Genomic DNA, 18,256 nt, shown 5'->3' with positions numbered 1-18,256 from the left:
CCGTACCCTTGGGCTTTGTGTTCCGTAGCCGTTCGAAGGAAGAGAAGGCCCCCACCGACAAGGTGACGGCGGACCTCTCCAAGCAGCCCCGCGACCCCCAGGCCCCCAAGGGCCGCCCGACCCCGAAGCGGAGTGAGGCCCAGACGCAACGCCGCCGTGCGCAGACCGTGCCGACCGACCGCAAGGAGGCCATGCGCCGTCAGCGCGAGGCCCGCCGCGCGGACCTGGCCAAGCAGCGCGAGGCGCTGGCCAGCGGTGATGAGCGTTACCTTCCGGCCCGTGACAAGGGACCGGTGCGCCGCTTCGTGCGCGACTTCGTCGACTCGCGCTTCTGCGTCGCGGAGTTCTTCCTGCCGCTCGCGGTGGTGATCCTGGTCCTGTCCATGGTCCGGGTCGCCCAGCTGCAGAACATCGCCCTGCTGCTGTGGCTCGGCGTGATCGCCATGATCGTCATCGATTCGGTCGGCCTGTCGATCCGGCTGAAGAAGCAGCTCAAGGAGCGCTTCCCCAACGAGCCGAAGCGTGGCGCCGTGGCGTACGGCCTGATGCGTACGCTCCAGATGCGCCGGCTGCGGCTGCCGAAGCCGCAGGTCAAGCGCGGAGAGCGGCCCTGAGCACCCAGGTCTCCGGCTTCGGAGGCGCATCGGGGGTATGGCTGGACGGGCTCGGCGGACTGCGCAACACGGTGCGCCAGGAGCTCGTCGCCCGCCAGTTGGACGAGCAGATGGCCGCCCGCTATCCGGTGGGGCAGCGGCTGCGGATACTCGACGTCGGCATGGGCCAGGGCACGCAGGCCCTGCGCCTGGCCAGGGCCGGACACAGCGTCACGGGCCTGGAGTCCGACCCCGGGATGCTGAAGGCGGCCCGTGAGGCGCTCGCGAGCGAGCCGGCGGGTATCCGGGAGCGGTTCCGGCTGATCGAGGGGGACGGCCGGGAGACCGGCGCGCACTTCCTGCCGGGCAGCTTCGACGTCGTGCTCTGCCACGGCGTGCTGATGTACGTGGACGAGCGGGACGCCATGCTGGCGGGCCTCGCCCGGATGCTGGCGCCGGGCGGCCTGCTCTCGCTGCTCGTCCGGAACGCGGACGCGCTGGCCATGCGGCCGGGCCTGGCCGGGGACTGGTCGGGGGCGCTGGCGGCCTTCGAGTCGGACACCTACGTCAACCGGCTGGGGCTTCCCGTACGGGCCGACCGGCTGGAGGAGCTGACGGCGACGCTCGCGGGGATCGCGGCCCCGCTCCGGACCTGGTACGGGGTGCGGGTCTTCACCGACAACGTGGCGAACGAGGAGGGCCTGCCCGCGGCCGAGGAGCTGGAGCGGCTGCTGGCGGCGGAGGACCGCGCGAGTCGCACCGAGCCGTACCGCCGGGTCGCCGCGCTCCTGCACCTGTGCGGTGTACGGGGCTGACGGTCGCCGACGGGCGGGCTGGAGCGCGGTTCCGGCCCCGACCCCCTGATCGGGCGCGCTGAGCGGGCCGGGGCGGGGGTCGCGCGGGGACACTCACGGCATGAGTGCTGCTCCCGTGCGCGTGCTGCCCGTGATCGCCGCCGCCGCTGTGCTGCTGGGCGGCTGTGTGGGCGCCCCGCCCGCGCCACCCGGTCCACCGCACGCGTCGCCCGCGTCGCCCCCGCCGTCGACGGCGCCGGCCGCCGCCCCGGCCGCGCGGGCAGCCGGTGAGCTGGAGGAGGACTACCGCAACGTCATCCGGGACGTCCTGCCGTCGGTCGCGCAGATCGAGGCCGGCCCGGGCCTCGGCTCCGGCGTCGTCTGGGACGACCAGGGGCACATCGTCACCAACGCCCATGTCGTGGGCGAGCAGCGGTCGTTCCGGGTGACCGTCGCGACGGGCGAGGACGAACTGCCCGCGAAGCTGGTCTTCAGCTATCCCGAGCAGGACCTCGCCGTCATCAAGCTGGACGCGCCCCCGGCCGGGCTCAAGCCGGCGAGGTTCGGTGACTCGTCGAAGGTGGAGGTCGGCCAGATCGTCCTCGCGATGGGCTCACCGCTCGGCCTGTCCGGCAGCGTCACCCAGGGCATCGTCTCGGCGACCGGCCGCACCGTGAGCGAGGGCCGCTCGGGCGGCGGTACGGGCGCGACGATCGGCAACATGATCCAGACCTCGGCGGCCATCAACCCCGGCAACAGCGGGGGCGCGCTGGTCAACCTCGCCGGTGAGGTCATCGGCATCCCGACGCTGGCGGCGGCCGACCCCGGAACGAGCGGGAGCACGGCCCCGGGGATCGGGTTCGCGATCCCCGCGTCGATGGTGCGCACGGTCGCCGACCAGATCGTCCGCACCGGCCGCGTCACCGACTCGGGCCGCGCGGCCCTCGGCATCGCGGGCCGCACCGTGCTGGACGACGCCTACCGACCCGCGGGCGTGGCGATCGTCGAGACGACGTCCGGCGGGGCGGCGGCGGAGGCGGGGCTGCGGGAGGGCGACGTCATCACCCGGTTCGGGGAGACCCCGATCACGACGATCACGTCCCTGCTGGAGGCCCTGGCGGCGGCGAAGCCGGGGGACCGGGTGCGGGTGACGTACGAGCGGGAAGGGAGGCGGGGGGTGGCGACGGTGACGCTGGGCGAGATGTGAGGGCGGGAGCCTCCGCCGGGCGGGGGGCTCCCCCACCCGCCCCTTCCCGGAACCGGGGTGCGCCCCGGACCCGAGCCGGACGCGAGGCTGCGCCCCCCACCCCGCCAGAGCCGCGTCGGGCCGGGCGCCTGCCGGGGGCCGGTCCCACTCCGACGTACCCCCGCCCCTTCCGCAGTACCGGGCTGACGCCCGGGCCCCGAGCCGGGTGGAGAGGGCCGCCCGGCGCGGCAGCCACCCGACCCGCGTGGAGAGGGCCGCCCGTCGCGGCCCGGGGGCGGCTGCCGACAGGGGGGTTACTCCGCGGGTTCGGTTTCGGCGTGGAGGCTCATCGGGCCGTAGATCTCCGTGTCGTCCTCCAGCAGGAAGACCTGGTCCACGCCCTCCTCCTGGAGGTCCTTCCAGGATTCGCCGATCCAGGATTCGGCGTCGCCCTGGGTCGGGAACTCCTCCGGCGGGGACGCCGGCCGGACCTCCGTGCCGTCGGACTTCTCGAACCGCCACGTCCATGCCATGTGCGCCTCCCGGGTCCACCAGGTGATCGGTTTCCTGCCCGCAGCGTAGCCGGGCGCGCAGCCCGTGCGGGGACGCGGGAGGATCTCACCGTGGAACTGACTCTGCTCGGCACCGGTGCCCCCGACGGGCTGCCCCGTCCCGACTGCCCCTGCGCCCGGTGCGCCGTCGCCCGGGGCGTGCACGCGCGGGCCGCCACCGCGCTGCTCGTGGACGGCGCGCTGCTGCTCGATCTGACACCGGGGGCCGCGCTCGCCGCCGCCCGGGCGGGGCGGTCGCTCAGCGGCGTACGGCAGGTGCTGCTGACGCATCCGCACGACGGACCGGCCGTGGAGTTGCCGCCCGGGTTGCCGACGGCCGGGCGGGTGCCCGACGGGCGGGAGCTGACGCTGATCAGCGGGCACCGGGTGCGGGCGGTGCCGATGGACGCGCCGGGCACGGGGTACGAGGTGACGTCGCCGGAGGGGCTGCGGCTGCTGTACCTGCCGCCGGGCGGAGCCGTCGCCGGGGTCGCGGAGATGCCGCGGCCGTACGACATGGTGGTGGCGGACGTCGTCCACAGGCCCGACGGGCTCGCCCGGCTGCGAGCGGCCGGGGGGGTCGGGGCGGCGACCGATGTCGTCGCCGTCCATTTGGACCATGACGTGCCGCCCGGGCCCGAGCTGGAGCGGCGGCTGGCCGCCGCCGGGGCGCGGGCCGTGCCGGACGGCACGACGCTCGGTGTGGGCGAGTACCCCGGGGTTCCCGAGGTGCCGCGGCGGACGCTGGTGACCGGCGGGGCGCGGTCGGGGAAGTCGCTGGAGGCCGAGCGGCGGCTGGAGACGTTCCCGGAGGTGGTGTACGTGGCGACGGGCGGCTCCCGCGCCGGCGACGCCGAGTGGGCGGCGCGGGTGGCCGCGCACCGCGACCGGCGGCCCGGCGCTTGGCGTACGGAGGAGACGTGCGAACTGGCCGGGCTGCTCCGGCACGAGGGGCCGCCGCTGCTGATCGACTGCCTCTCGCTGTGGCTGACGGACGCGATGGACCGGGCCGGCGCCTGGGACGACGACGTCTGGTCCGGGGGCGGCGAGCGGGAGCTGCGCGAGCGGGTCGCGGAACTGGTCGCGGCGGTACGCGCCACACCCCGTACCGTCGTCGCCGTGACCAACGAGGTCGGATCGGGGGTGGTCCCCGCAACTGCCTCCGGACGGCGGTTCCGTGACGAGCTCGGACGGCTCAACGCGGCCTTCGCGGACGAGTGCGAGCACGTCGTGCACGTGGTCGCCGGTCAGGCCCTTGTCCTGCGGGGCTGACGGGTAGTGTTCCGCGAATGAGCAGGCTGAATCTCGACGACTTCTCCGAACTGATCGAGCGCCCCGACAGCGCCACGCGGCGGGACGCCGAGGAACGCCGGGAGCGCCTCACCGTCCCGCCCGGTGCGCTCGGCCGTCTCGACGAGCTGGGCGAGTGGCTGTCCGCGGCCCAGGGAGCCGTCCCGGTCAGGCCGATCGACCGGCCGCGCGTGCTGCTGTTCGCCGGTGACCACGGCGTGGCCGGGCTCGACGTGTCGGGGCGGCCCGCGGGCGGCGCGCACACGCTCGTACGCGCCGTGCTGGACGGTGTGAGCCCGGTCGCCGTCCTGGCGCGGCGGATGGACGTCCCGGTGCGGGTCGTCGACGCCGGTCTGGACTGCGACCCGGGGCTGTTGCCCGAGGCCGTCGTACGGCACCGGGTGCGGCGCGGCAGCGGCCGTATCGACATCGAGGACGCCCTGACCCCGGAGGAGGCCGAGCAGGCCGTACGCCTCGGCATGGCGGTCGCCGACGAGGAGGCCGACTCGGGCACGGACCTGGTGGTGCTGGGCGACCTGAGTGTCGGCGGCACCACGCCGGCTTCGACGCTGATCGCCGCGCTGTGCGGTACGGACGCGTCCGTGGTGACCGGCCGGGGCGGTGCCGGGATCGACGACCTGGCCTGGATGCGCAAGTGCGCCGCGATCCGGGACGCGCTGCGCCGTGCCCGCCCGGTGCTGGGCGACCAGCTGGAGCTGCTGGCGGCGGTCGGCGGGGCGGACCTGGCGGCGATGACCGGGTTCCTGCTGCAGAGCGCGGTACGGCGGATGCCGGTGATCCTGGACGGGGTGGTGTCGGCGGCGTGCGCGCTGGTCGCGCAGCGGGCGGCGTTCCGGGCGCCGGACTGGTGGCTGGCGGGCCAGGTGAGCGGGGAGCCGGCGCAGGCGAAGGCGCTGGACCGGATGGCGCTCAACCCGCTGCTCGACCAGGGCGTCACGGTGGGCGAGGGGGCGGGTGCGCTGCTCGCGCTGCCGCTCGTCCAAGCGGCGGCGGCGCTCGCCGCCGAGCTGCCGGAGCGAGCCGAGCCCGTCGGGTCCGCCGAGCCCGTCGGGTCCGCCGACGAGGAGGGTACGGAGGCAGCCGGCACGGACTGACTCCACGGACGATCCTGGGGTGGGAGACGTGCATCACGCGGGGGCCGGTGAACTTCACCGGGCCCCCGCGGGTCTTGGCACACGCCGTGCGCACCCCGTGCACGCGCCGTCGACCAGCGAGAACCCGGGAGCCGTGATGTTCGTCCGCCGCGAATGGGGGTCGCTGTACGGGGCGGTACGGACGGGTCTGGTCACCCGCCGGTGGCGTGCGGTCGCCATGACGCTCGGCGCCGTGACGCTGACCGCGCTGCTCCAGATCGCGCAGAACCAGCCCTGGGGCTATCAGTCGGTCCAGAACATCGGCTCGGTGCGCGCCGAGGACCCGCTGTGGGTGGCTCTGCTGCGTACGCCCCTGTCGCTGTTCGTACCGGCGCTGGATCTGCCGGTGTGGGGCGCGCTGGCGCAGATACTGCTGGTGTTCGGCATCGCGGAGATCTGCCTGGGCCGGGTGCGTACGCTGCTGGTCGCGTACGCGGCGACGCTGGCCGGGACGATGTACGCGCGGATCGGTATCGCCCTCGGGCCGGACAGCCCGCTGGGGCTGCCCGCCTCCGACGCGCGGGTCGTCGACACCGGGCCGTCGGCGGCGGTCCTGGGGCTGGCGGTCGTCGTGTGCTGGCGCCACGGCGCCTGGCTGACGGGCGTTCTGGTGATCGTGGCGATGGTGGTCGAGGTGCTGGTCAAGAACAACCTCGCCGGCAAGGAGCACCTGGCGGCGATCACGGCGGTGCTGGTGGGCTGTGCGTGCGCCGACGCCCTCGGGCGTGCCCGGGTCCTCAGTGCCGCTCGTCGTGCGGACGCCGCAGGTGCTGGACGCGGTCGGGCGCGCCGGCGATCAGGTCCTGGAAGCCGTACCTGACCCGGTTCCAGCGGCGGTCGTGGTGGTAGGCGCGCAACCCGGCCCTGGCGCGCGCCCGGGGCCTGCGGCGGTAGAAACGGCGGGCCCACACGGACCCGGGGCGGGCCAGGCGCAACGCCCCGAAGATCGCGACGGGCAGCACGAACAGGCCGATGACCGCCATGCGGAACTTCCCCTTGAACAGGGCGACCAGCACGAAGAGGAAGTTCAGCCCGAAGTTGACGATGAGGCCGGCGCGACTCTGCCGCTCCTGCGGGGTGACCTCGTTGACGCCGAGGGGGGAGAAGCCGCCCAGCACCAGCAGCAGGAGGGCCGTGGTGAGGACCACGACCTCGACGCTCTTGCGGCCCTGTTCACTCCAGTAGACGTCGTCCAGGTGGAGGATCAGCGCGAACTCGTCCAGGACGAGGCCCGCGCCCATGCCGAGGATCACCGCGCAGACGATGGGCGCGACGCCCTGCCGGCCGACGGCGACCGCGCCGAACCCGCCGACCAGGGTGAGGACGACCCCGGGCACGACGTGGTGGATGTGCATCCCGCCGGGCGAGACGTTGCGGAAGGGGCCCTTGCCGGCCCGGATGAGCCGGGTGACGGTGCGCGTGATGAGGAAGGTCAGCACGAAGGAGGACAGGGCGACGAGCAGCGGGAGCTTCCCCGGCTCGACGATGTTGCGGTAAAACCAGTGACCCATCCCACTCGCTCCGTGATCGCGCCTTCTTGCGACTACCCTGCGCGCGGTGACCACATCCCGCACCCGTACGACCCTCGACGGCATACGTTTCGCCTTCGGCACCCTCACCGTGCTGCCCGTCCGCGTCACCCGCTGGGACCGTGGGGCGGCGCGCACCGGCATGCTCTGGGCTCCTCTGGCCGGGCTGGTGGTGGGGGCGGTCGCGGCGGCGGCCGGTGGGCTGCTCCTGCTGCTCGGCGCGGGGCCGCTGCTCGCCGCCGTCGCCTCGGCGGCCGTGCCGGCCGTCCTGACGCGCGGGCTGCATCTGGACGGGCTCGCGGACACGGCGGACGGGCTGGGCAGCGGCAAGCCCGCCGAGGACGCGCTGCGGATCATGAAACAGTCGGACATCGGCCCGTTCGGCGTCATCACGCTGCTGTTCGCGCTGCTCGCCCAGGTGGCGGCGCTCCACGGCCTGTACGGGCAGGGCTGGGCGTACGGCGCGGTCGGCGCCGTCCTGAGCGGCACGGTCGCCCGGCTCGCGCTCACCCTCGCGTCGCGCTCCTCCGTCCCGGCCGCCCGGCCCGAGGGGCTGGGCGCGGTGGTGGCGGGGACGGTGCCGGGGCGGGCCGCGTTCGGCGTGGCGGGACCGGTGGTGGCGGGGTGCGCGGCGGCGGGGCTGCTGTTCGGGGCGTACGGCGCCGCCGGTCACGTACTGGCGGCCCTCGGGGGGCTCGGGGCGGCGGAGCTGCTGCTGCGGCGCTGTGTGCGGCGGTTCGGCGGGGTGACGGGCGATGTGTTCGGGGCGGTGGCGGAGACGGCGGCGACGGCCGCGCTCGTCGTTCTGACATTCGGCTGAAGTGTGGGACGGGTGGGTTTGGCCCGCGCCGAGCCTGGTAGACGATCAGCAGCAGAGGTAAGGAGAAGGATTGACATGGCTACCGGCACTGTGAAGTGGTTCAACGCGGAAAAGGGCTTCGGCTTCATCGAGCAGGACGGCGGCGGCCCCGACGTGTTCGTCCACTACTCGGCCATCGCCAGCACCGGTTACCGCGAGCTCAACGAGGGCCAGAAGGTCCAGTTCGACGTGACGCAGGGCCCGAAGGGTCCGCAGGCGGAGAACGTCACACCGGCCTGACGACGTCACCACCGGCCTGGCGCGAACCCTCCGGCTGTCGCTGGATCAGCAGGGTTCGCGCCAGGCGTCCAATGTGTACCGCTTCAGTATCGAGCTCATCCGCAGCCGCTTGGCCTCCGGACAGAACTCCGGCGTTCGCAGCTCGTACTCGACGTGGAAGACGGCCTTGCCCGCCCGGATGAACGGGGTGAGCAGGCCGCATTCGTCGTATTCGGCGCACTGTTCGTTGACCGCGAAGTCGAAGTCGCCGACCAGGTCGGGGATCTGGTCGAGGTCGTTCTTCAGGCCGACGGACAGGCCGCGGTCGTGGGCGAGGCGGGCGATGAGGCGGTTGTAGCGGAGCTGGTCTGCGGCGGTGAGGGGGAAGCCGGTGCCGTTGGCGTAGCCGTCCATGTTGTCGGGCTCCACGGCGTCGAACCCCTTCGCCCGGCACATGTCGAGGCGGGCCGCCATGAGCGGTTCCAGGACGTCGGTGCGGCGGATGTCCAGCCATCGCTCGCCCTCCCAGCCGTTGCCCCGGCCGAGGACGGTCCTGGGGAAGTCGGCGGCGTCCGGGCGCCAGTCCTCCCACGCGCCGGTGGAGAGGTAGCAGATCACCTTGCGTCCGCGCCGGTGCAGGTCGGTGACCGTGGCGGCGGGGTGGTCGAAGCCGTCGATGTCGTACACCGGCACGTCGACGGCCGGGTCGAGCCGGCCGCTGAGCTGCCACTGCCAGGGCTGGCCGGGCGTCGGCTGCCAGCGGGCCCGGTGGGGGGCGGGATCGTCGTCGGAGGAGGTCGTACAGCCCGCGACGAGCAGGGCCAGGGCCAGGACGAGGAGAGCGGCGCGGCGCATCAGGGGCGGTGCTCCAGGACGTGCGGCAGGGTGCCCCAGGGATGGGCACCGCCGCCGGGGACGGCGCACCGGACGCGGGTCGCGATCCGGGCGTCGGGCGGAGCGGCGTAGACCAGGTGGCAGTAGTGGTCGGCGACCGGCAGGTCGAGGGCGCGGTAGGCGTCCCAGGGGCCCTCGAAGGTGACGAGCAGGTCGGCCAGCGGGGCGTACGCGGGGTGGGGGTGGGCGCCGTGGTTGAGGACGAGGGTGGCGGCGCCGGCGGCGCGGGCGGCCACGCCCAGGCGACGGTAGTGCTCGACGAGTCCGGGGTCGGTGGGGACCTGGTCGAGGAACGCGCCGTCGGCGCCGTACCAGTCGCGGTGGCGGACCAGGTCCGTGAGGACGTCGGCGTGCGGGCGGCGCCCGTAGCCCGTGTCGGTGTAGCCGAGGACGCACACCCCGGCCGCGCGCAGTCGGTCGGCCACGGTCACGAACGCGGGGTCGGGTGCCCGGCCCGCGCCGCTCGCGGGGTTGATCACGACCCCGTAGAGCAGCGGCGCGGAGGCGATGAGGGTGTCCCATTCGGCGGGGCGGTCGGCGGGGTGCTCGTAGTAGGGCACCAGGAGGTCCACGGGCGATTCCTTCATGTGCGGTGGGCGGTCGCCCGTCCGAGGAGTACCCAGCCGAGAGCGGCCAGTACCACCGCCGCCGCCCCCGCGATGCCCGCGCCGACGAGCGCCGGGTCACCGGCTCCCGTCGCCAGCGTCACCGACTGCACGCCGGTGGCCGCGCCGCACACCAGCGCCGCGCTGAGCACCGCCCCGAAGGACTGCAGCAGCAGGGCGGCCCACAGCACGGTGCCGATCAGCAGGAGCGTCAGCAGGCGCAGTCCGCACAGTTCGGGCGCGCCCGGCCACAGCAGTGTGCCGGCCGCGGCCAGGAGCAGCAGCACGGTCAGGTACGCACCGAGGCACAGCGCGAGCGTGGTGGCCGTGGTCCGGCGGAAGGCGCGGGCGCTGGTGCTGGCCCGCAGTCCGGCGAGGCTCTCGCCGCGGAACCGGTGCAGCAGCCACTCGGCGGGGCCCATGGAGAGGGTGAGCGCGACGGCGGACGGCGCGGCGACGGGGGCGCCCGGCCCCTCGGCCAGGACGTCGCCCACCGCGGCGTACAGGACGAGCCCGCCGGTGCCGAGCCCGAAGAGCCCGTACGGCAGGGAGGCGGCGAAGCGTGGCGCCGCCCGTCCGGGCGGTCCGGGCGCGGCGCCGGGGACGACGGCGCGCAACGCGAGGGCGACGGCCGCGAGGAGGGGGGCGAGCAACAGGGCGGTGCGCAGGGGCAGCGGCAGGTCGAACCAGAAGGCGGCCGGGGCGCCGGCCGCGAGCGGCAGGAGCGCGCCCAGGAGGGCCTTCTCGCGGCCCAGGACCAGCAGGACGGTCGCGGCGGCCAGGTACAGGGCCTGTCCGGCGGCGAAGGCGGCGGCACCCCACTCCCCCGGCCCGGTCACGGCGACGGCGGCGACCGCGCCGGCCAGGGCGCCGGCCGGGGCACCGGTGAGCAGGGTGCGGGCGGCGGCCTGGCGGTCGCCGAGGCCGAGCCAGGAGTAGGCGCGGTGGGACAGGGCCTGGTTCCACACCCAGCCGGTGACGGCGCCGGCGAGCAGCGGGACCGTACCGGTGGGCAGGCCCAGTCGGCCGGGCGGGCCGGCGAGGAAGGGGGCGCCGAGGACGTACGCGAGGCCGGGGAGGGCGAAGACCAGGCCGCGCAGGAGGCATCCGGCGAGGCCGGTGTGCCAGGGGCCGGTGGGAGGGCCGTCGGGTTCGGGGAAGCGCCGCTCCACGCGCGCGTAGAGGTCTTCGGCGAGGGCGAAGGAGTCCTGGCGGCCGTAGGTGAGGCGTATGTGATCGTCCGTCATGCCGTCGGATTCGAGGATGGCCGCTATCTCGTCGGGGTGGACGGCGGCCGCTATCACCTCCTCCAGGCGGTGGGTGAGTTCGTCGATCGGGTCGGCGGCGGCCCAGCTGGGGCGGGGGCGCGGCAGGGCGGGCAGGGTGTCGGTGGCCCCGGCGGGGGCGGGCGGGGTCAGCCAGAGGGAGCCGCTCATTCACATCGTCCGATCGAGCTCGCGGAACCGGGGGCCTCCCCCGGCGAAGCCGGGGGGCGGGGCGGTGACGCGCAGTTGCAGGGTCCAGTCGCGGGTCTCCTCCGGCTCCGGCTGGGGACGTCCGGCCAGTTCCAGGTAGATGCGGCGGAAGCCGTCGACGGAGCGGTGGAGGGTGAACCGGTCGATGACCCGCTGCCGGGCCCGCCGCCCGAGTTCGGCGCGCCGCTCCCCGTCGCGCAGCAGCGCCAGGATGGCCTCGGCCATCACGGCGGGCTCGCGCGGCGGCACCACCAGCCCGGTGTCGCCGACCGCTTCGCGTACGCCGCCCACGTCGGTGGAGACCGTGGCCCGGCCGCACGACATGGCCTCGATGAGGGAGAAGGGGAACCCTTCGCTGATGGAGGAGAGCATCACCACGCTGCCCGCCGCGTAGGCGCCGGCCACGTCGGAGACGCGCCCTTCGTAGGTGATGCCGTCGCTGACGCCGAGCTCGGCCGCGAGCTTCTCCAGGCGGGTGCGGTAGTCCTCGTTGCCGGCCGGGACGGGCCCGAAGAGCCTCAGCCGCAGTTCGGGCAGTTCGGCGCGGACGATGGCGTACGCCCGGATCAGCGTCTCCAGGTCCTTGATGGGGTCGACACGGCCGCACCAGCTCAGGGTGGGGACGGCGGGTTCGGGTCCGGCGAGCGGGAAGGCGTGCGGGTCGACGCCGTTGTAGACGGTGCGGATGCGGTCGGTGGGGGCGCCGCCGCGCTCCTCCCAGCGCCGGTTGTACTGGTTGCAGGGGGTGATCAGGTCGGCCTTGCGGTAGCCGAGGGAGTTGAGCTCCCGGTAGAAGCCGAGCATCAGGGCCTTGACGGGCCACCGCTGGGCCTCGGTGCGGTAACCGAGGTAGCGCTCACGCAGGTAGATGCCGTGTTCGGTGAGGAGGAACGGTACGCCGTCGAAGTGCTGGGCGGTGAGCGCGGGCAGGGTGGCGAGGCCGCTGGAGACGGCGTGGGCGACGGTCCCTCCCGGTATGCGGGCGGCGAGCGGGCGCAGCGCGTGTTCGAGGAGGTCGGTCGCGGTCAGCGCGTCGTGGACGGTGGGGCGGGCGGCGGCGGTCTGCAGATGCGGCATGGTCCATATCCACATCAGTGACCGCAGGACCGATTCGGAGCGCAGCGCGGAGGAGAGCCGTCCGCGGCGGGCGAGGGCGGCGAGGGCGTACAGGCTCTCGCCGAAGTCGCAGCCCGCGGAGGGGTCGAGCACGGACAGCAGGAAGCGTTCGTACGTGTCGGTGAAGCGGCGCCGCTCCCGTCCGATCAGCGGCCGTGCGCGCCGGGGCGACGGGCCCCACAGCGGGTACGCGGTGTGGCGCCGCACGTTGGACGGCAGCTCCCAGGTGACCGGTTCCCGGCCGCTGCCGGTGAGGGCGAGGACCTCGAAGTCCACCTCGGGCATGCCGCGGACGAGCTGATCGCACCAGGTGCTGACGCCGCCGTGGACGTGCGGGTAGGTGCCTTCGGTGAGCATGGTGACATGACGGCCGCTGCTCGGCATCGGTCGGTTTCCCCCCGGAGGTGAAGTGGTCAGGCGGTCGGCAGCGTGAGGGTGATCGCGGTCTGGAACGTGTCGGGGGCGGTCCAGGCGGAGCGCGCGCCGGCGTACGGGGTGCCGAACGCGGTCGTGCCGAGCAGCTGCTGCTTGCGCGTCCCTTCGGGGGCGGTGACGGGGGCGGTCACACCGGCCGGGGCCTTCACGGTGACGGTGGCGCCGATGCGGTACGCGGTGACCTTGCCGCCGGCGAGGGCCCTGTCCCAGGCGGCGCGGCGTGCCAGTTCCGTACCGGCGTCGCTGTGGCGCGGGTTGACGAGGGGGGTGTTGTCGGCGAACAGGGCGCGGTAGTCGGCGAGGACCTTGTCGAGGACCGGGTAGAGGAGGCGGTCCTCGGCGAGGTTGGACTGGTGGACGTAGTGCGGGCGCGGGTCGTTGGCGATGACGTGGCCGAGGGCGGTGCGGGCTTCCCGGGGGACGATGTACTCGGCGTAGCCGGTGGCCGTGTCGAGGGGCTCGTCGAGGCAGGTGGAGGCGGGGTCGGTCGCGCAGACGCCGCTGCCGCCGTCCTCCTTCGCGGTGTAGATCCAGTTGTACTCGTCGGCCATCTCGGCGGCCGTGCCGACGTTGTAGTACACGTTCATCGGGTGGCGGGGCACGGTCAGCGCGGCGCCCACGGCCCGTTGCTGCGGGTCGCGCGAGTTGTCGCTCGCGATCCACGCGACGCCGGTGTCGGCGAGCGCGCCGGCGAGGTTCGGGTTGTCGGCGGGCTGCTGCGGCAGGGTCCTGAGGCCGGAGTGCTCACCCGTGACGAGCTCGGTCCGGTCGACGGCGATGCCCCGGTTCACGGCCCAGGTGTGGTTGTCGCGGACCTGGGCGGCGATCGCGGCGCGGCTCACCCAGCGGGTGTTCCCGTACGCGTCCCTGGCGCACTGCCACGGGACGGTGGAGGTGTCCTGGACGCAGCCGAGGAAGGGGTGCGTCCAGGTGTGGTTGATCCAGCGGTACCGCGCCTTGTCGGCGAGCAGCTGGGACGCGAGCGGATCGGTGCCTCCGTTTTCGGCCTTCCACTCCTCGCCGGAGCCCGCGTTGTAGACCATGTCCAGGGTGAAGCCGCTGGAGCGCTGCCACTGGGCGGCGTACTGCGCGTCCGCCGCCGTCATCCGGATCGGCCGCGTGCCCTCGCCGTCGCCGCCCACGCAGTCGAAGTCGCCCGGCGTGCAGTTGCGCACGGTGTCCCAGCGCGCGTCGGGGGCGAACACGTCGTCGACGTGGACGGAGAAGTAGTTCTGGCCGCGCCCGAGGTGGACGCCCTGGGTCAGCCACTCCACGATGCCCCGGGCGAGCGCCCGGAACTGCCGCTGGTGGCGGTTGTAGGCGAAGGTGACGACCAGCTCTTGCCGCCCGTCGTGGGCGTACTCACCGATCAGGCTGGCGCGCCCGCCCTCGTCGGTGGGCACGTCGAGGTAGCTGGTGTAACCGGTGCGGGGCCGTCCGGCGTAGCCGTAACTCTCGGAGATCTCCGGGTCGTTGTCCTCGAAGGTCAGCGGCCCGTCGAGGTAGCGGAAGGGCCCCGCCCTCCCGGCGGTGGTGACGGCCGTGGTGACGCCGTCGAGAACGCCGGAGCGTCCGCCCTCGCTGGTGTGGTCGAGGCCGACACCGGGGTGCGCCCAGGTGTGGGCGTCGACCTGACGGATCGCGTACTTCTGCTCGTACGCGGCGAGAGCGGCGCGCTCCGCCGCTTCGAGTCCCTGCGGCGCCTCGTCGGGCAGCACCACGCCCTGGTACTTGGCGCGCGGGCGCCCGTCGACCGTGTCGGCGAGGAAGGCGGCGTCGATGACGGGCCGGGCCGGGTCGTCCAGGCGGAGCGTGCGGTACGGCGTGCCGGAACCTTTCAGCTCGGACGCGATGGCCTCGACGGCGCCGCCGCCGTCGTCCACCACCAGCACGGCGAGGTCGATGCGGGGCGTGGGCTCGGCCGCCGCCGCGCGGTCCGCGGGCACCGCGCCGGCCAGCAGCGTCGCGGCGAGCAGTGCACCGGCCGTCCGTGCGGCGCGTCCGGCCGGGAATGCGTGTGCGTGCATGTCTGTCCCCCCTGAAGGGACCCTTCCGTGTGCGTGGGGGCGCACGGAGGATCTGTGGAGATGATGCAAAGGGCCGGATCGCTCCCTCTCCGGATTGAGCCGAGTGTGACCGAGCTCTCACCCGAATGGAGTGCCAAACGTGAAAGAGAAGCCACGGATGAGTGAATTGCCGCCGCTCTCAGCGAAACGGGAGAGCGCGCGTAGGCTCGTTCCCGGCGTTCCACGGGCCCAATTACGATGCGGCGGGCAGGGTCGGCCCACCCCTCGACCGCTCAGGCCTCCCCAGAACTCAAACGGAAGCGAGATTTCACCACCGTGACTGCTCTCACTCTCAGCACCGCCGGCGCGGCGACACTGCGCGCCGATGTCCTGGTCGTCGGCGTCGCCAAGAGCCCGCAGGGCGGCAAGGGGCTCGTCGTCGCGCCCGGCGCCGAGGCCGTGGACGCGGCGTTCGACGGAAAGCTCGCCACCGTCCTGGAGACCCTCGGCGCCTCCGGTGCCGAGGGAGAGGTGACCAAGGTTCCCTCCCCGTCGGGCCTCAAGGCCCCCGTCGTACTCGCGGTCGGCCTCGGCACCGCACCGGAGAAGGACGACACCTACACCGCCGAGACGCTGCGCCGCGCCGCCGGTTCCGCCGCCCGCGCCCTCTTCGGTACGAAGAAGGCCGCGTTCGCGCTCCCGGTCGAAGCCGTCGAGGACGCGGAGGCCATCGCGGAAGGCGCCCTCCTCGGCGCGTACGCCTTCACCGCCTACCAGACGGCCGGCAAGGACGGCAAGGCGGACAAGGACACCAAGGGCCCCCTCGCCGAAGTGATCCTGCTCGGCGCCAAGCCCCGCGACAAGGCGTACAAGGCCGCGATCGAGCGCGCGCTCGCGCTGGCCGAGGAGATCAACCGCGCCCGCGACCTCGTCAACACCCCGCCGAACGACCTCACCCCCGAGGCCTTCGCCGCCATCGCCACCGCGGCCGGCAAGGAGAACGGCATCAAGGTGCAGGTGCTGGACGAGAAGGCCCTCACCAAGGGCGGATACGGCGGCATCCTCGGCGTGGGCTCCGGCTCCGCCAACCCGCCGCGGCTCGTGAGGCTCGCCTACACCCACCCCAAGGCCGAGAAGACGCTCGCCCTCGTCGGCAAGGGCATCACCTACGACTCCGGCGGCATCTCCCTCAAGCCGGCCGGCCACAACGAGACGATGAAGTGCGACATGAGCGGCGCCGCCGCCGTGTTCGCCGCCGTCGTCACCGCCGCCCGCCTCCGCCTCCGGGTCAACGTGACCGGCTGGCTCGCGCTCGCCGAGAACATGCCGTCCGGCTCCGCCGTCCGCCCCGGCGACGTCCTGCGCATGTACAGCGGCAAGACCGTCGAGGTGCTCAACACCGACGCGGAGGGCCGTCTCGTCCTCGCCGACGCCCTCACCCGCGCCTCCGAGGAGAACCCCGACGCGATCGTCGACGTCGCGACCCTCACCGGCGCCATGGTCCTGGCACTCGGCAACCGCACGTTCGGGATCATGGCGAACGACGACGCCTTCCGCACCTCGGTCCACGAGATCGCCGAGGAGGTCGGCGAGCAGTCCTGGCCGATGCCCCTCCCGGCCGAGCTGCGCAAGGGCATGGACTCCCCGACGGCCGACATCGCCAACATGGGCGAGCGGATGGGCGGCGGCCTGGTCGCCGGCCTGTTCCTGAAGGAGTTCGTCGGCGAGGGCATCACCTGGGCCCACCTCGACATCGCCGGTCCCGCGTTCAACGAGGGCGGCCCCTTCGGCTACACCCCCAAGGGCGGCACCGGCTCCTCGGTCCGCACCCTCGTGAAGCTGGCGGAACGCACGGCGGCCGGCGACCTCGGCTAGCGGCCCCTGCGCGAGTGGCCCCGGACACGGTGTGTCCGGGGCCACTCTCCGTCAACCGGCCGCAACGAAATCCGTACTTTCGTACGCACTGGTACGGCCCGGGACGGGCGATCAGCCGTCTCATGACGCGGCCCGGCGTCCCGCCTTCGGGCGACAGGTGCGAAGATGGGTTCTCGGCAGGACAGGGCCCCCACCACAGGGCCGAAGAAACAGCGGCCGAACACCAGCCGCCGCCCGGTCGTCGATGACCGGCGACCGGCGCACATGCATGGAGGACGTGACGTGGCGAACGACGCCAGCACCGTTTTCGACCTAGTGATCCTCGGCGGTGGCAGTGGCGGGTACGCCGCCGCCCTGCGGGGTGCGCAGCTGGGCCTGGACGTCGCACTGATCGAGAAGAACAAGCTCGGCGGCACCTGCCTGCACAACGGCTGCATTCCCACCAAGGCCCTGCTCCACGCCGGTGAGATCGCCGACCAGGCCCGTGAGGCCGACCAGTTCGGCGTGCTCGCCTCCTTCGAGGGCATCGACATCAAGGCCGTCCACAAGTACAAGGACGACGTGATCTCCGGCCTGTACAAGGGCCTGCAGGGTCTGGTCGCCTCCCGCAAGGTGACCTACATCGAGGGCGAGGGCCGGCTGTCCTCCCCCACCTCGGTCGACGTGAACGGCCGGCGCGTCGAGGGCCGCCACATCCTGCTCGCCACCGGTTCCGTGCCGAAGTCGCTGCCCGGCCTGGAGATCGACGGCAACCGCGTCATCTCCTCGGACCACGCGCTGACCCTGGACCGGGTCCCCGAGTCCGCGATCATCCTGGGCGGCGGCGTCATCGGCGTCGAGTTCGCCTCCGCGTGGAAGTCCTTCGGTACCGACGTCACCATCATCGAGGGCCTGAAGCACCTCGTGCCGGCCGAGGACGAGAACAGCTCCAAGCTGCTGGAGCGCGCGTTCCGCAAGCGCGGCATCAAGTTCAACCTCGGCACCTTCTTCCAGAGCGCCGAGTACACCGACAACGGCGTCAAGGTCACCCTGGCGGACGGCAAGACCTTCGAGGCCGAGGTGCTGCTCGTCGCCATCGGCCGTGGCCCGGTCTCCGCCGGCCTCGGCTACGAGGAGCAGGGCGTCGCCATGGACCGCGGCTACGTCCTGGTCGACGAGTACATGCGGACGAACGTCGAGACGATCTCGGCCGTCGGTGACCTCGTCCCCACCCTCCAGCTCGCGCACGTCGGCTTCGCCGAGGGCATCCTGGTGGCGGAGCGCCTGGCCGGTCTCAAGCCGGTTCCGATCGACTACGACGGCGTGCCGCGGGTGACCTACTGCCACCCCGAGGTCGCCTCCGTGGGCATCACCGAGGCCAAGGCCAAGGAGATCTACGGCGCGGACAAGGTCGTCGCTCTGAAGTACAACCTCGCGGGCAACGGCAGGAGCAAGATTCTCAAGACCGCGGGCGAGATCAAGCTCGTCCAGGTCAAGGACGGTGCCGTGGTCGGCGTCCACATGGTCGGTGACCGCATGGGCGAGCAGGTCGGCGAAGCCCAGCTGATCTACAACTGGGAGGCGCTGCCGGCCGAGGTCGCGCAGCTGATCCACGCCCACCCGACGCAGAACGAGGCGCTCGGCGAGGCCCACCTGGCGCTGGCCGGCAAGCCCCTGCACTCCCACGACTGAGCCC

General features: G+C 73.5%; 17 protein-coding genes. 10 read left to right on the top strand and 7 right to left on the bottom strand.

Annotated features, from left to right (window positions below):
• Window positions 1–17: 17 nt before the first annotated feature.
• From ABZZ38_RS08620 to ABZZ38_RS08610, 3 genes are all read left to right on the top strand, one after another.
• Complete coding sequence (locus tag ABZZ38_RS08620) at window positions 18–614, top strand: DUF3043 domain-containing protein (RefSeq protein WP_356737140.1); 597 nt, start codon at window positions 18–20, stop codon at window positions 612–614.
• 71 nt (window positions 615–685) lie between these two features.
• Window positions 686–1,408, top strand: coding sequence for a methyltransferase domain-containing protein (locus tag ABZZ38_RS08615; RefSeq protein ID WP_356737138.1), 723 nt, complete (start codon window positions 686–688; stop codon window positions 1,406–1,408).
• 100 nt (window positions 1,409–1,508) lie between these two features.
• A complete protein-coding gene (locus ABZZ38_RS08610) occupies window positions 1,509–2,594 on the top strand; it encodes a trypsin-like peptidase domain-containing protein (RefSeq protein ID WP_356737136.1) in 1,086 nt (361 codons plus the stop codon).
• Between the two features lie 293 nt (window positions 2,595–2,887).
• On the opposite strand, the gene ABZZ38_RS08605 is transcribed toward ABZZ38_RS08610, so the two are convergent.
• Window positions 2,888–3,106: a hypothetical protein gene (locus ABZZ38_RS08605; protein WP_356737134.1), complete on the bottom strand. Its 219-nt coding sequence runs from the start codon at window positions 3,104–3,106 to the stop codon at window positions 2,888–2,890.
• A gap of 90 nt (window positions 3,107–3,196) precedes the next feature.
• On the opposite strand from ABZZ38_RS08605, the gene ABZZ38_RS08600 reads away from it, so the two are divergent.
• The 3 genes from ABZZ38_RS08600 to ABZZ38_RS08590 all read left to right on the top strand — a co-directional run bounded on the left by ABZZ38_RS08600 (window position 3,197) and on the right by ABZZ38_RS08590 (window position 6,388).
• The gene (locus tag ABZZ38_RS08600) at window positions 3,197–4,396 is read left to right on the top strand and encodes a bifunctional adenosylcobinamide kinase/adenosylcobinamide-phosphate guanylyltransferase (protein WP_356737132.1); all 1,200 of its coding nucleotides are present in this window, start codon (window positions 3,197–3,199) and stop codon (window positions 4,394–4,396) included.
• Window positions 4,397–4,413: 17 nt separating this feature from the next.
• Window positions 4,414–5,529 carry a nicotinate-nucleotide--dimethylbenzimidazole phosphoribosyltransferase gene (cobT, locus tag ABZZ38_RS08595; protein ID WP_356737130.1) on the top strand — a complete coding sequence of 372 codons (1,116 nt, stop codon included), beginning with the start codon at window positions 4,414–4,416 and terminating at the stop codon, window positions 5,527–5,529.
• A 136-nt stretch (window positions 5,530–5,665) separates the two neighbouring features.
• On the top strand, window positions 5,666–6,388 hold the full coding sequence (locus ABZZ38_RS08590) for a hypothetical protein (protein ID WP_356737289.1): 723 nt from the start codon (window positions 5,666–5,668) through the stop codon (window positions 6,386–6,388).
• Here ABZZ38_RS08590 and ABZZ38_RS08585 read toward each other — a convergent pair.
• Window positions 6,306–7,079: a hypothetical protein gene (locus tag ABZZ38_RS08585; protein WP_356737128.1), complete on the bottom strand. Its 774-nt coding sequence runs from the start codon at window positions 7,077–7,079 to the stop codon at window positions 6,306–6,308. The genes ABZZ38_RS08590 and ABZZ38_RS08585 overlap by 83 nt on opposite strands.
• A 37-nt stretch (window positions 7,080–7,116) precedes the next feature.
• Between ABZZ38_RS08585 and ABZZ38_RS08580 the strand changes: the two genes are divergently transcribed.
• Together ABZZ38_RS08580 and ABZZ38_RS08575 are read left to right on the top strand one after the other, a co-directional pair.
• The gene (locus ABZZ38_RS08580) at window positions 7,117–7,917 is read left to right on the top strand and encodes an adenosylcobinamide-GDP ribazoletransferase (protein WP_356737287.1); all 801 of its coding nucleotides are present in this window, start codon (window positions 7,117–7,119) and stop codon (window positions 7,915–7,917) included.
• 75 nt (window positions 7,918–7,992) lie between these two features.
• On the top strand, window positions 7,993–8,196 hold the full coding sequence (locus ABZZ38_RS08575) for a cold-shock protein (RefSeq protein ID WP_165260076.1): 204 nt from the start codon (window positions 7,993–7,995) through the stop codon (window positions 8,194–8,196).
• Between the two features lie 45 nt (window positions 8,197–8,241).
• Here ABZZ38_RS08575 and ABZZ38_RS08570 read toward each other — a convergent pair whose 3' ends face one another.
• Genes ABZZ38_RS08570 through ABZZ38_RS08550 form a run of 5 tightly spaced genes read right to left on the bottom strand, consistent with a single transcriptional unit; the run spans window position 8,242 to window position 14,727 of the window.
• Entirely contained in the window at window positions 8,242–9,030 is a 789-nt protein-coding gene (locus ABZZ38_RS08570; protein WP_356737126.1) for an endo alpha-1,4 polygalactosaminidase, read from the bottom strand.
• Window positions 9,030–9,656 carry a spherulation-specific family 4 protein gene (locus tag ABZZ38_RS08565; RefSeq protein ID WP_356737124.1) on the bottom strand — a complete coding sequence of 209 codons (627 nt, stop codon included), beginning with the start codon at window positions 9,654–9,656 and terminating at the stop codon, window positions 9,030–9,032. The genes ABZZ38_RS08570 and ABZZ38_RS08565 overlap by 1 nt, the downstream gene beginning before the upstream one ends.
• Entirely contained in the window at window positions 9,653–11,110 is a 1,458-nt protein-coding gene (locus ABZZ38_RS08560) for a hypothetical protein (RefSeq protein ID WP_356737122.1), read from the bottom strand. The genes ABZZ38_RS08565 and ABZZ38_RS08560 overlap by 4 nt, the downstream gene beginning before the upstream one ends.
• The gene (pelF, locus tag ABZZ38_RS08555; RefSeq protein ID WP_356737120.1) at window positions 11,111–12,649 is read right to left on the bottom strand and encodes a GT4 family glycosyltransferase PelF; all 1,539 of its coding nucleotides are present in this window, start codon (window positions 12,647–12,649) and stop codon (window positions 11,111–11,113) included.
• Window positions 12,650–12,678: 29 nt separating this feature from the next.
• Window positions 12,679–14,727 (bottom strand): hypothetical protein, encoded by a 2,049-nt coding sequence (locus ABZZ38_RS08550; protein ID WP_356737118.1) that lies wholly within the window; start codon window positions 14,725–14,727, stop codon window positions 12,679–12,681.
• Window positions 14,728–15,042: 315 nt separating this feature from the next.
• Between ABZZ38_RS08550 and ABZZ38_RS08545 the strand changes: the two genes are divergently transcribed.
• Both ABZZ38_RS08545 and lpdA read left to right on the top strand, forming a co-directional pair.
• Window positions 15,043–16,581 carry a leucyl aminopeptidase gene (locus tag ABZZ38_RS08545; RefSeq protein ID WP_356737116.1) on the top strand — a complete coding sequence of 513 codons (1,539 nt, stop codon included), beginning with the start codon at window positions 15,043–15,045 and terminating at the stop codon, window positions 16,579–16,581.
• Between the two features lie 282 nt (window positions 16,582–16,863).
• Window positions 16,864–18,252 (top strand): dihydrolipoyl dehydrogenase, encoded by a 1,389-nt coding sequence (gene lpdA / locus ABZZ38_RS08540; protein ID WP_356737114.1) that lies wholly within the window; start codon window positions 16,864–16,866, stop codon window positions 18,250–18,252.
• Window positions 18,253–18,256 lie beyond the last annotated feature (4 nt).

The organism is Streptomyces sp. NPDC006368, from assembly GCF_040612535.1.
Taxonomy (GTDB): Bacteria; Actinomycetota; Actinomycetes; order Streptomycetales; family Streptomycetaceae; genus Streptomyces.
This window is presented reverse-complemented; position numbering and strand designations above follow the sequence as displayed.

Bases quoted from the DNA above. Each gene is read 5' to 3' on its own strand.
- ABZZ38_RS08610 (WP_356737136.1), top strand. From the start codon at position 1,509: ATGAGTGCTGCTCCCGTGCGCGTGCTGCCCGTGATCGCCGCCGCCGCT.
- ABZZ38_RS08605 (WP_356737134.1), bottom strand. From the start codon at position 3,106: ATGGCATGGACGTGGCGGTTCGAGAAGTCCGACGGCACGGAGGTCCGG.
- cobT (WP_356737130.1), top strand. From the start codon at position 4,414: ATGAGCAGGCTGAATCTCGACGACTTCTCCGAACTGATCGAGCGCCCC.
- ABZZ38_RS08590 (WP_356737289.1), top strand. From the start codon at position 5,666: ATGTTCGTCCGCCGCGAATGGGGGTCGCTGTACGGGGCGGTACGGACG.
- ABZZ38_RS08585 (WP_356737128.1), bottom strand. From the start codon at position 7,079: ATGGGTCACTGGTTTTACCGCAACATCGTCGAGCCGGGGAAGCTCCCG.
- ABZZ38_RS08575 (WP_165260076.1), top strand. From the start codon at position 7,993: ATGGCTACCGGCACTGTGAAGTGGTTCAACGCGGAAAAGGGCTTCGGC.
- ABZZ38_RS08570 (WP_356737126.1), bottom strand. From the start codon at position 9,030: ATGCGCCGCGCCGCTCTCCTCGTCCTGGCCCTGGCCCTGCTCGTCGCG.
- ABZZ38_RS08565 (WP_356737124.1), bottom strand. From the start codon at position 9,656: ATGAAGGAATCGCCCGTGGACCTCCTGGTGCCCTACTACGAGCACCCC.
- ABZZ38_RS08560 (WP_356737122.1), bottom strand. From the start codon at position 11,110: ATGAGCGGCTCCCTCTGGCTGACCCCGCCCGCCCCCGCCGGGGCCACC.
- pelF (WP_356737120.1), bottom strand. From the start codon at position 12,649: ATGCCGAGCAGCGGCCGTCATGTCACCATGCTCACCGAAGGCACCTAC.
- ABZZ38_RS08550 (WP_356737118.1), bottom strand. From the start codon at position 14,727: ATGCACGCACACGCATTCCCGGCCGGACGCGCCGCACGGACGGCCGGT.